At 29.7% G+C, this 12762-nt stretch carries 10 protein-coding genes and 1 riboswitch; of the genes, 2 read left to right on the forward strand and 8 right to left on the reverse strand.

The window, feature by feature from the left end; genetic code table 11:
• Positions 1-65 precede the first annotated feature (65 nt).
• The 7 genes from KQI41_RS16780 to KQI41_RS16810 form a co-directional block, all read right to left on the reverse strand.
• On the reverse strand, positions 66-1811 hold the full coding sequence (locus KQI41_RS16780) for a peptide ABC transporter substrate-binding protein (protein WP_154441717.1): 1746 nt from the start codon (positions 1809-1811) through the stop codon (positions 66-68).
• 58 nt (positions 1812-1869) lie between these two features.
• Positions 1870-2835, reverse strand: a complete 966-nt coding sequence (locus KQI41_RS16785; RefSeq protein ID WP_216585768.1) for an ABC transporter ATP-binding protein — start codon at positions 2833-2835, stop codon at positions 1870-1872.
• Positions 2825-4075: an oligopeptide/dipeptide ABC transporter ATP-binding protein gene (locus KQI41_RS16790; protein WP_195838017.1), complete on the reverse strand. Its 1251-nt coding sequence runs from the start codon at positions 4073-4075 to the stop codon at positions 2825-2827. Before KQI41_RS16790 ends, KQI41_RS16785 begins: the two co-directional genes overlap by 11 nt.
• 28 nt (positions 4076-4103) lie before the next feature.
• Positions 4104-5033 carry an ABC transporter permease gene (locus KQI41_RS16795; RefSeq protein WP_154441719.1) on the reverse strand — a complete coding sequence of 310 codons (930 nt, stop codon included), beginning with the start codon at positions 5031-5033 and terminating at the stop codon, positions 4104-4106.
• A gap of 454 nt (positions 5034-5487) precedes the next feature.
• Entirely contained in the window at positions 5488-5739 is a 252-nt protein-coding gene (locus KQI41_RS16800) for a DUF2268 domain-containing putative Zn-dependent protease (protein WP_216585769.1), read from the reverse strand.
• A 119-nt stretch (positions 5740-5858) separates the two neighbouring features.
• Entirely contained in the window at positions 5859-7421 is a 1563-nt protein-coding gene (locus KQI41_RS16805; RefSeq protein WP_154441723.1) for an ATP-binding cassette domain-containing protein, read from the reverse strand.
• Between the two features lie 354 nt (positions 7422-7775).
• On the reverse strand, positions 7776-9185 hold the full coding sequence (locus KQI41_RS16810) for a sigma-54 interaction domain-containing protein (protein ID WP_154441725.1): 1410 nt from the start codon (positions 9183-9185) through the stop codon (positions 7776-7778).
• 267 nt (positions 9186-9452) lie between these two features.
• Here KQI41_RS16810 and KQI41_RS16815 point away from each other — a divergent pair, with 267 nt between their 5' ends.
• Both KQI41_RS16815 and KQI41_RS16820 read left to right on the forward strand, forming a co-directional pair.
• Positions 9453-10364, forward strand: a complete 912-nt coding sequence (locus tag KQI41_RS16815; protein WP_154441727.1) for an ABC transporter ATP-binding protein — start codon at positions 9453-9455, stop codon at positions 10362-10364.
• On the forward strand, positions 10364-11602 hold the full coding sequence (locus KQI41_RS16820) for an ABC transporter permease (protein ID WP_154441729.1): 1239 nt from the start codon (positions 10364-10366) through the stop codon (positions 11600-11602). The genes KQI41_RS16815 and KQI41_RS16820 overlap by 1 nt, the downstream gene beginning before the upstream one ends.
• 41 nt (positions 11603-11643) lie before the next feature.
• Here the strand turns inward: KQI41_RS16820 and KQI41_RS16825 are convergent, their stop codons facing one another.
• On the reverse strand, positions 11644-12432 hold the full coding sequence (locus KQI41_RS16825; RefSeq protein ID WP_154441731.1) for a transglutaminase-like domain-containing protein: 789 nt from the start codon (positions 12430-12432) through the stop codon (positions 11644-11646).
• Between the two features lie 13 nt (positions 12433-12445).
• A riboswitch (cyclic di-GMP riboswitch) is annotated at positions 12446-12530 on the reverse strand.
• Positions 12531-12762: the final 232 nt, after the last annotated feature.

Genomic DNA, 12762 nt, shown 5'->3' on the forward strand with positions numbered 1-12762 from the left:
GATGTGAAAGCAAGACCTAGTTTTTTTACCTACTAAGTCTTGCTTTCTTATATCAAGGGGTAGTGTTATTTTCCTGATATATGCATTAAGCTATAATCTATACTTGAATGTGGATTAGTATAATATCCTTTTACATATTTAGCTAAGAAAACAGTAGATGTTTTACAATAAGTAGGAGCAATTACACCTGTACCTACAAGAAGTTTTTCTGCTTCTACAAATAGTTCTGCTCTCTTTTGGTTATCTGGAGAATTAGAAGCCTCTTCTAATATTTCAGCATATCTCTCAGCATCTGGTCCAGTCCAACCTGATTTAGTACTGTTGAAATATCCATTAACTGGTTCATATAATTCTAATATAGCATTAGGGTCATTATAATAAGGTCCCCATCCTGCAGTACATATATCATAATCTCCTGCGTCAACTCTATCCCACATAACATTCCACTCTATCATATCTATTTTTATTTCAACGCCTAGTTTTTCCTGCCATTGTTGTAATAACCACTCTGCTGATTTCTTAGAATACTCTGTTGTACCTCTTGTTGCATAGCTAATATCCATCTTTGCTGGATCTGGATCTAATCCTTCTTCCTTAAGTCCTTCTATTAAAAGCGCCTTTGGATCTGGATACTTTTTCATAAGTTCCTTTAAAACTTCGTTTTGTCCATTAACCCTTTCACTATATAGCTTATCTCCTACATTTGTAACTCCTGGCATTACAGAATATAATGGTTCTCCTTCACCTTCTCTTAGATCTTCAATATATTTTTCTCTATCATATGCTAATGAGAAAGCTAATCTTATTTTTGGATTTTTGAAATATTTATTTTTAGCATTAAATCCTAAGAATTCTGGTGCATTGTTAGGTATTACCATTGATTCAAATCTACCATCTTCAATAATTAATTCCTTCCAATTAGGATCATTTGTTGTAACAACATCAATCTCTCCACTGATTAACGCCTGTACAGCAGTTGCAGGGTCTTGTATAAGTTTTCTCTCGATTTTTTCAAGTTTCATGTTTTTAGCATCCCAATGACTTTCGTTTTTCACGAATGTTATTTGAACATTTTGATCCCAGCTTTCCATTAAGAAAGGTCCGTTCATTACAATTTTATCTATAGATGAACCATAGTTATCCCCAAATTCCTCATACTTATCTTGTCTAACTGGTTTTGCTCCAGCTAGTAAATCTAGAAAATATCCATAAGGCTTAACTAATGTAAATTCTATTGTTTTCTCATCTACTACCTTAACTCCTATGTCTTCTGGTTTTTTATTATAATCTGGATTAGTTCCATCGTTATAAAGTGACTCCCCAAAATTTAAAATTACCCCGTCAAATAGCCAAGCATTAGTAGATCCAACTTCTGGTGTAGCCATTGTTCTAAAAGTAAATAAGAAGTCATTTGCTGTTACAGGAACTCCATCATTCCATACAGCATCTTCCCTAATATTAAAAGTATAAATAGTTCCATCTTCACTAATTGTCCAGTCCTTTGCAGCAGCAGGCTTTATTATACCATTACCTTCTTCATCAGCCACATCTGCAACTAATGTTTCATAAATAAAATTTTGAACATTATTATCTGGACCTGTGGTATTTGCCATTGGATTAAGTCCTGTTATATCACTATTGTCACTATATTTATATACTTGTTCTTTATCCATTTGCAATTCATTTTTATTTATGTCGTTAGTATCACCTGTAACTACTGGTGAATCTTCAGTTTTACCGCATCCTGCTAATGTACCTAAACACATTACTAAAACAATAATTAAAATTGCTACATTTCTAATTTTTTTCATTTTTGCCTCCTATTAATAATATTTTTATACTTTAAAAGCATTGGCTATTAAAGACTTCTTATTTTCTTATCATATGACAAGATACAAAATGTTCCTTCTCTACCTCAATGAATTCAGGTACTTCCTTTGTACATATTTCCATAGCATGCTTGCATCTTGAAGCAAACTTACATCCCGGAGGAGAATTAATAGGGCTTGGTATCTCGCCATCTATTGGTATCCTTTTTTTCACCTTCTCCTCCTTAGGATCAGGTATTGGAATTGCAGATAATAAAGCTTGTGTATATGGGTGTAATGGTTTTTTATAAAGATTTTCACTAGTTGTAAACTCTACCATACTACCAAGATACATTACACCAACTCTATCAGAAATATGTTTAATCATTGATAGGTCATGTGCTATAAATAGGTATGTAAGACCTCTTTTCCTTTGTAATTCAATTAAAAGGTTTACAACTTGTGCTTGAATAGAAACATCAAGGGCAGAAATTGGCTCGTCACAAACAATAAAATCTGGTTCAATGGCCAATGCTCTTGCTATTCCAATTCTTTGTCTCTGACCTCCTGAAAACTCGTGGGGAAATCTTGAAACATGTTCCCTATTTAACCCTACAGTTTCAAGTAATTCAAAAATCTTTTCTTCTCGTTCCTTTCCCTTATATAGAGAATGTATGTCTATTCCTTCTCCAATTATATCCCCCACTGTCATCCTTGGATTTAAAGAAGAATATGGATCTTGAAATATAATTTGAGCTTTTTTAGCAAACTCCTTTTTTTCTCTATTATTAAACTTGTGTATATTAACTCCATCGTAGATAACTTCTCCTTCTGTAGCTTCATATAGACCCATTACAGTTTTTCCACAGGTTGTCTTACCACAACCTGATTCTCCTACTAACCCTAATGTTTCACCTTTATAAATATTGAAGCTTACATTATCAACAGCTTTTAATACACTATTTTTACTAATCTTAAAATGCTTTTTTAAATTCTTAACCTCAATTAATACTTCTTTAGTAGCCACATACCTCACCCCTTTTTACTAATACCTCTGGCACTCCACTTAATTCAGCTCTTTTATCATGTAACCAACAGGAACATTCCTGTGTTTTACTAAAGCTTGTTGTCTCTGGATGTTTTACTCTACAGATTTTCATGCCATGCTCACATCTTGCCGCGAATGGGCAACCAACTGGAGGATTTATTAAATCTGGAGGAGTACCTGTTAAAGAATATAAAGTTTCCTTATGATTTGAATTTAACTTCGGTACAGAGTTTAAAAGTGCAAGAGTATAAGGATGTTTTGGATTGTAGAAAATTTCATCTACTGTTCCTCTTTCAACAATTTTACCAGCATACATTACTTGTATTCTATCTGCAACACTTGCTACAACTCCTAAGTCATGGGTAACTAAAATAACACCTGTATTCAATTCTTTTTGTAAATCAGCTATTAAATCCATGATTTGAGCCTGAATAGTTACATCTAATGCAGTGGTAGGCTCATCAGCAATTAGCACATTTGGATTACAGGCAAGGGCAATTGCAATCATAGCACGCTGTCTCATTCCTCCTGAAAATTCAAAAGGATATTGATTTAGTCTCACTTTTGCATTAGGTATTCTAACTAATTCAAGCATTTTTAAGGCTATATTTCTTGATTCTCTATGAGACATATTACTGTGCAAGAAAACACTTTCAGCAATTTGATCTCCAATTTTCATAGTAGGGTTTAAAGATGTCATTGGATCTTGAAATATCATTGAAATTTCTTTTCCCCTTATTTTAGACATTTCTGCCTCATCAAGATGCAGAAGATTTTTACCTTTAAAATTAATCTCTGATCCACCTTCCCCAATTACTGATTGAGGCTTAGGTAGTAATCCCATAATTGCTTTGGCTGTTACTGTTTTTCCACATCCCGATTCTCCTACTATTGCAAGGTTTTCTCCCTTATTTAAATAAAAATCAATTCCTCTAACAGCATAGGCAGTACCTGTTGCAGAAGAGTCCATATACTGATAGTCTTTTCCTGAAAGTGATGGTCCGATATATATAGTAAGTACTACAAATATTAAGAGAACCAGTCCAACAATTGCTAACTTATTTGATTTAAATCTTCTCCAAACATCTGCCCAATAAGTTAACGAAGGTTTATTTATTGCCTCATCATCTAAACCCTTTATTCCAACTCTTTCAAACATATCATCTGTAACAGTCATTTCATTCTTAAGTACTTCTACATTGCTTTCTAAACTATTCATATTATCATTACCTCACTATTGTTTTTATCTAAGATTCTGTAACTCTAATTCTTGGGTCAACAATACCATATAAAATATCCACTAATATTAATGCCAAGGTATATAATATTGCAAAAAATATAGTCAGTCCTATTATCATAGTATAATCACTATCTGACACAGCCTTTACATAGTAATTTCCAAGTCCAGGTATGGAAAACATCTTTTCAATTATAAAGGAACCTCCAAATATACCTGCAACTGCTGGCCCTATCATAGTAACTATTGGAATCATGGAGTTTCTTGTAATATGTTTTCTAACAACCCTAGGTTTTTTACATCCTTTTGCTTTTGCAGTAAGTACATAATCCTCCGTCATTACAGAAATAGTACTACTTCTCATAAACTTTGTATAACTTGCAATTCCTCCTATGGCGTAGGTTGTAACTGGTAAAATATAATGTTTTAATTGTCCCCAGCCAAAAACAGGTACTAATTTCCACTTAAAGGCTATAAAGTATTGTAAAAGTGCTGCTACTACAAAGCTGGGAACACATATTGCAATAACAACCCAGACCCTTATAATATGATCACCTATCTTTTCTCTATTGAGTGCTGAAATTAGCCCCAGTAAAACGCCAATTGTTATTTGTAGAGCTAATGCTATAATCCCTACTTTTGCAGATATGGGAGCATTTTTCTTTATGACATCATTTGCAGATTGACCTGTATAAATAATCGATTCTCCAAAATCACCAGTAGTTAAAAGATTTTTCATGTATATAAAGTATCTTTCGGTTACTGGCTTGTCTAATCCATATTTAACTCGAATTACTTCTTGTGCTTTTTCAGGCATTTGCCCAACCTTAGCTGCAATAGGATCTCCTGGAGCACCAGCTATTAAAAAAAATGTTGCTGTAATAATTAAAAACAAAGTAATTAATGAATACCATACTCTTTTAATAATGAATTTAAGCATAAATAAATCTACCTCTCTTATAAATTAAAATTATGAAAATATAGTTACCTATTATATTTTTCTATTCACCTCCTTGACCATATTATTAAGCAATCTCTATGCCAAGTTTTTACTTTAATGAAACTTAGTGATACCAATGTATTTATCAATCTCAATAAAAAAAGAATTAAAGAAAAGTATTAAATTTAATACTTTTCTTTAATTCTTTTAAAACTAGTATGAAATTTCAGACTAAATTTACAATTATAGTAGACTTTATTCCTTTTCATCTATTTTATATCTCTTTAATTTACTAGATTTTATTATCTATAGTAGTAACTTTAATGCAGCCCTTTGTAAAAAGAATGTGAAATCTTAAAAATTAAATCTTTTCCTATTTCTTTGTTATCCACTTTCCTTTATTCTAATTAATAATATATTACAATCCAATAAAACTTGTCAAAACTCTAAATCATCAATTATTATATTCTTCCAACCTCTTTTCCAAACTTTCCTCATACCCACTCTTTTCTAAAATCTCTTTAGCATCCATTTCAGTCCATTCTTCTATACTAACATCCGGGTTGTTCTTTATAAATTCTTGCATTATATTGTATCCTATTTTATAACCACAATTTGTTGGAATACCTTTGACCCCTCCAAAAATTATCTCTCTTTGATATTTATAATCTACACTATTAAGATTCTCTTCTATCTTATTCCACATTTCTTTTTCCATTATTATTGGAAGTGGAACTGTACTTGTCCGTCCAGTTCTACTTTTGCATCTGGATAAAAAATTTCTGCAAGGCTGATAACCTCTTCCTCAATCTCAAGAAAAAATTATTATAAATCAATTCGCTTATTACAGTATTTTAAATTATCTTGATCATGGGAAATTAAAAATATTATTTTATCTTTTGATAATTGCTGTATTGATTCGTATATATCTCTTGCTGAATCTTTATCTATATTGCTGGTAATCTCATCTAGCAAAATTACATCTGTATCATTTAATAATTCACGTAGTATAGCAATTTTTTGCTTCTCCCCTCCAGATAAATTGGTTCCATTTTCGTGAACCTTTTCATCTAAAGATTTGAATTTAGTAATAGTCTTTAGCAATGTAGAATTTTGTAGTTTCTCCATATCTACATCCTTTTCATTACGACCAAAGAGAATATTTTCTTTAATCGTTAGTGGTAAAATAGGAATATCTTGAGTAACAAAAGATATATTGTTTCGTAAACAATTATTATTTAAATCCCTTATATCATATCCGTTTATATAAATAGTATCAGTAAGACGAAACTTGGGAATCAACTTCAATAAAGTAGATTTCCCTTTTCCAGAATCCCCTGTAATTCCTACGATATCACCTTTACAGAAAGTACCCTTAATATCTTTAGACAAAACCTTTTCATTAATCTTTAGTTGTTCAATGTCAAATCGTATCTCATTAATGCTATCTATTATTAAGCTTCCATCTTCCTCTTCGTTATTATCCAAAGTTTCTATAAATTCATTACTTCCCTTCAAATCTCTAATTTGAATATTGGTATTAATTATTTGATTAATAGCTTCAAAATAAATAGGAAGTAGAATACTTATTAAAATAATATTTGTGACCTGTGTCTCTCCATTTAAAATATATATACTTACTGTCAAAATAGTTATATTCTTAACTAAACTATTTAGCATTCTCAAAGTAGAACTCATTACTTGTCCAAAGATGTTCACATCAGATATACTCTTGTAAATTCGGTTAAATGAAGGATTTAGTAGCTCAATTACATGTTCAGTATCTCCTAATTGCTTTATATAATCACTATGTCTACAGACACTAACAATTTCTTTAAATCCAGTAGATGTTTGGTCTTGCATATGTATTGCCTTTTTTTGTAACTCCTTATTTAAATACTTAAACCCAAAATAATTTATAGGTAGCATAGCAAATAAAATAATCATCAATATAGGATTAATGTAAAATATCATACATAAAGAGATTAGACAAATAATAAAGCTACTCACCATAGCAGTAATTCCTTGAGCTAAAAATGCATATATACTATTAATTGCTATGCCAATTCGTTCAATAGTATAAGTGGGTTCAAAAGATATCATCTTATCATATTGTAATCGAAACATCTTATTGTATAACTCTTTTGCCTTGGATATATTAAATTTAACAGCAAATTTCTCTCTAATATAGATAATCAATATTTGAATTAAGTGAGAAAACAATAGCACTCCTACAATTATAAAAATCAAGTGTATAGTAATTTTCTGTTCTACCTGAATGCAATAATTGATAAATATTGGAGAAATCATAACAAATAATGAACTTAACAACACTAAAAAAAGTAATAACAATAAAAACATCCTATATTCCTTTAGTAATCTTAACATAATACTCCCCCATTTTAAATTTACTTTTTAGGATAAAATCTATCTATCTCATCCAAAATCTTATCTTTTTCTATTGCACCTTTAATAATTATATCGGGTATAACTCCATCCCTAAATGTTGGTTCTTGAAATAATACCCGATAAATTGGTAGTTTGGTAATTATGCTGGTCTCTACTTATCTTTCTTAAGCAATCCCTATGCCAAGCTTTTATTTTGACAAAGTCTAATGATACCAATGTATTTATCCATCTCAATAAAAAAGAATTAAAGAAAAGTATTAAATTTAATACTTTTGTTTAATTCTTTTAAAACTAGTATGAAACTTCAGACTAAATTTAGAATTATAATAGACTTTATTCCTTTTCATCTATTTTATATCTCTTTAATTTACTATAAAGTGTTTGTTTTGGTATTTTAAGATTTCTTGCAGCTTGGGCATAGTTGTTATTTGCTTCATCAATTGCTAATTTAATGATATTTTTTTCGTACTCTTCTACCATCATTTTAAGATCAATTTCTCTTTGCATATTATTTTCAAAATCTTCTATTTCAACGTTTTTTATATATCTATCATTATATGATTGAAAATCTTCCATCTTAATATAATCATCTTCAGCAAAATTCATAGCACTCTCAATGGTATTTTGTAGTTCTCTAACATTACCTGGCCAGTCATAGTTTAAGAAATATTCCATTACCTGACTATCTATTGACTTAATTGTTTTATTCATTTTATCATTACAAATCCTAATAAAATGATCAACTAAAATTGGAATATCTTCTTTTCTATCCCTAAGAGGTGGTATATTTAAATTTAATACATTTAGTCTATAATATAAATCTTCTCTAATTTTATTTTCTTTTAGAAGTCTTTTAGGCTCTTCATTTGAAGCTACAATTAACCTTACATCAACTAAGATAGTTTTTGTACTTCCTATTCTTCTTATAATTCCATCTTCAATTACTCTCAATAACTTGGATTGCAGTCCTAACTGCATAGAATTTAATTCATCTAAGAATAATGTACCACCATCTGCTAATTCAAATAATCCTGGATTGTCCTTCGCACCCGTAAAACTTCCTTGTACTGTACCAAAAATTATACTTTCAAGTAAATTTTCTGGCAATGCTCCACAATTTTGTGCAATAAAAGGTTTACTTCTTCTATGACTTAAATTATGTATTCCTTGTACTACAAGCTCTTTCCCTGTACCTGTTTCCCCAAATACAAATACTGGTGAATTGCTATTAGCAATTTTTTGTATCTTCGATTTAAGTTGGTTTATGGTATTACTTTGTCCGATTATATCAGATATATTATATTGTGTACCATTTTGTAGAAACCTACTGCCTCTCATATCTTTACTGTATAATGTACTTTGTAACATAAGTATTTTTTCTGATAGCTCAACTACCTTACTAAGATCCTTAAAAATCTCCATAGCTCCCTGAATTCTACCATTACTAATTATAGGTATTGTTGATGTCACTATGGAAACACTTTTCCCTACATAGTTTATATAGTTCTGAACATGTTCTATTATAGGTCTTTTAGTATTAATTGCTTTATAAAAGGTACTATCCTCCCTTTTAATATTTGGAAACACTTGGAGAATACTTTTCCCTATGGCTTCTTTGGAATTAAATCCTGTAATATTTTTGGATGATTCATTAAAATATCTAATTTTTAAATCTGAATCTACAACTATTATGCCTTCTTCTAGATTGTTGATCATTAAGTCAATGATATTTTTATAATCCATAATATACCACCGTTCTCTATTATTTGCTTACATAATATCTATATATTTACTTTACCAAATTATCCCATTATTGTCCAACAGATTTAATTATATAGCTTTTAGATTGTAATATGAAGATTTGTAAAAAACTAGAAAATAAGATATGTTAAAATAATGACTAAAGTAATTATATTACTTACTTCATTCCTTTTTACAGGATTTTCCCTTGTCTTACTAATTCCTATACCCTATAATTTAAAATATATATTTCATAAAGGGGCTGATTTTATGATACTTGAGATAAAAAACATACGCAAAAGTTTTTCAGGAACTGAAGTGTTACATGGCGTATCTTTTTCAATAACAAGTGGTAAAGCATTGGGATTTCTCGGTCGAAATGGCGCTGGTAAAACTACAACCATTAGAATACTTATGGGATTATTTGATGCAAATGAAGGGGAAATTCTTTTAGATGGAAAACCTTTTAACCCTAGAGAACATTCAATAGGATATCTTCCAGAAGAAAGAGGACTATATCCTAAGCAAAAGATATTAGACCAACTTATTTATTTTGGAGAGTTAAGAGGACTATCTAGAAAGAAAGCTAAAGAAAATACATTATATTGGCTAGAAAAACTAGGTGTATTGGAATACAAAGATAAAAAACTAGAAACTCTTTCTAAGGGTAATCAACAAAAGGTACAAATAGCAGAAACCTTACTATGTGATCCAGATATAATTGTATTAGATGAACCCTTTAGTGGTCTAGATCCTGTTAACTCCCAGATACTTAAGGATGTAATTAATGAGTTAATAGATAAGCAAAAATTGGTTATCTTCTCTAGCCATCAAATGACCTATGTAGAGGAATTTTGTGAAGAAATTTCTCTTATAAATAAAGGAGATATAGTTTTGACGGGAAATCTAAAATCTATAAAGAAAGAGTATGGTGCTAATAGAATAATATTAAGTGCTATTAATCTTAATATTAATGAATTGCAAAATATTTTATTTAATAAAGTCAAAGATATAAAAATACTTGAATCTAAAAATGATTATTTAATTATCGAATTAATTAATGGTAAAACAAAAAATGAGCTGTTAAATGATTTAATAGGACTTGATATTGATATTGAAAAGTTTTCAGTATATGAGCCAACTCTAACAGATATATTTGTACAAAAGGTAGGTGATAAATAATGAAAAGTTTTTTGACAGTGCTAAAATTTGAATTATTTAATTTCCTGAAAAATAAGGTATTTAAGGTTTCTACTATTATCCTCTGTTTATTGGTAATAATAGGACTTACTATACCAACTATAATGGATGCTTTTGGTAAACCAATTTTCGGTGATAAAAAGAAAGAAGAACCATCTTATACTGAGTCTAAGATTAGATACGGAATTTTAATTAAAGAAGATGCAATTGAATTAGATGATTTACAATCTCAATTGCCAGATAATGAACTAATCAATGTAAAAAACCAAGATGAGTTAAGTAATTTAGTTATATCAGATAATATAACTGCAGGATTTATAGTTAACAATCCTACAAATTATGAATATCTAGTAAAAAATACTAGTATGGATGATGGAAATAGGTTTACATTTGAAAGTGCTTTATTGAATCTATATAGAAGTAAATCCCTTTCAGAAAAGGGTATAGATTATAATGAAGTACTGGAAGTTTATAATGTACCTATGGAATATGAAACTACTGTCTTAGGTAAGGATGGTATGAAGAATTATTTATATACCTATATCTTAATCTTTGGATTATATTTTATTGTACTATTTTATGGTCAATTAACAGCTACTTCTGTAGCTAGTGAAAAAAGTAATCGTACTATGGAGATTTTAGTAACTAGTACCAATACCAAAAACCTTATATTTGGGAAAGTAATAGCTGGTGCTTTGGCTGGAATAATACAATTTGGTACTTTGATTCTGGTGGCTAGTATAACTTATAGATTAAATGCTCAATCCTGGAATAATAATTTAGATTTTATCTTTAATATTCCTGGAAATGTATTGGCTACATTTTCTATCTTTGGAATATTAGGATACCTTTTCTATCTATTTATTTATGGTGTCATTGGTGCATTAGTATCTAGAACTGAAGATGTAGGCACAAGCTCTACACCACTTACCATAGTATTTATTATTGCTTTCTTTATCTCCATGATGGGTCTTACACACCCAGATATGTTTGCATTAAAAGTAGCTTCATTTATTCCATTTACATCCTTTATGGCAATGTTTGTAAGAGTATCTATGGGAAATGTATCAACTTTTCAAATAGTACTTTCTCTATTGATATTAGCTGTATCAACTATTATTACTGGAATATTTGGTGCTAAAATATACAGATTAGGTACTTTAATGTACGGCAATCCTATAAAAATTACAAAGGCTATTAAAATGTTAAAAGATAAATAATCATATAATAATTAAAATAACAAGGGGTATCCCTTGTTATTTTAATATTCTTTTTCTATTTTATAATCTTGTATATCTTTTATCATAGGAATAGATGGGTTTGATTTTCTTTTACCAGCATCATAAGTTGTATCTATATTCACCCATTCCTGAGTATCTTCTAGGTATACTTGATTCCAAGCATGATATTCATCCATATCATTTTTATATCCCATAACCAATTTTGTAGGTATTCCTATTGACCTAGTCATTGCTGCAAATAGAGAAGAATAATCATAACATATACCTGTTTGTACTTTTAATGTTTCATCTATCTTTGGTATATAATTTGAATTTACTCTCTTTGCCTTATCCTTATCATAGCTTATGTTAGTTACAATATAGTTATAGATAATTTCTACCTTTTCTTGATCGTTCTTAACATTCTTAGTTAATTCCTTTGCTTTTTTAATTGCATTCATATCAGTATTCCAATTAACCATTTGAATAGATTGTAAATATACTTTGTTTGGGTCTTTGGCTTTTAGTGTAACAGTTTCCTTTGCAATCTGCTTGAACTTATTATTGCCTACACTTTCTAACGCCAATATGGTGTATTCACCATCTCCAAGTTGTAGGGGTATAGTCTCGTCCCCCTTTAATATATAATCATAGCTTATATTGCCTTTACTGACTCTTACTGCTCCAACGTTGTTATTATTGTTGTTGATTTTTATTACTCCATTAGTTATTTGAGATTTATCAATATAATCACTAGCTCCGTAAGTTACTGTTGAAAATAGTGATAAAATAATAACTGCTAAGAGTGTAATTCTATGGTTTTTAAACATAAAAAACTCTCCTTTCGGTAACTGGCTGCCATCTTATTTTTAAGGAAGGCCCTTTAGCTTTGCGTCTCTAGCTTTCACTAGATTTGCCTTTATCGGTGGAAAGCACCAATAAATTATATTTATTTTCTACATTCTATCATAATATTAGGTTCAAACGTATAGGCATTTTGTCCTATATAATTAAATCATTTTACTTGATCTTGATTATTATATACCCACTTTTTTCATTAATAATTATTTTTCATATGAAAAATAATTATTTAAAAATAAAGATGAATTCTTAAAGTAACAATGATATAATGATGTTGTATATATAACTTTAGTATGTAA

This window comes from Tissierella pigra, from assembly GCF_018917845.1.
GTDB classification, from domain to species: domain Bacteria; phylum Bacillota; class Clostridia; order Tissierellales; family Tissierellaceae; genus Tissierella; species Tissierella pigra.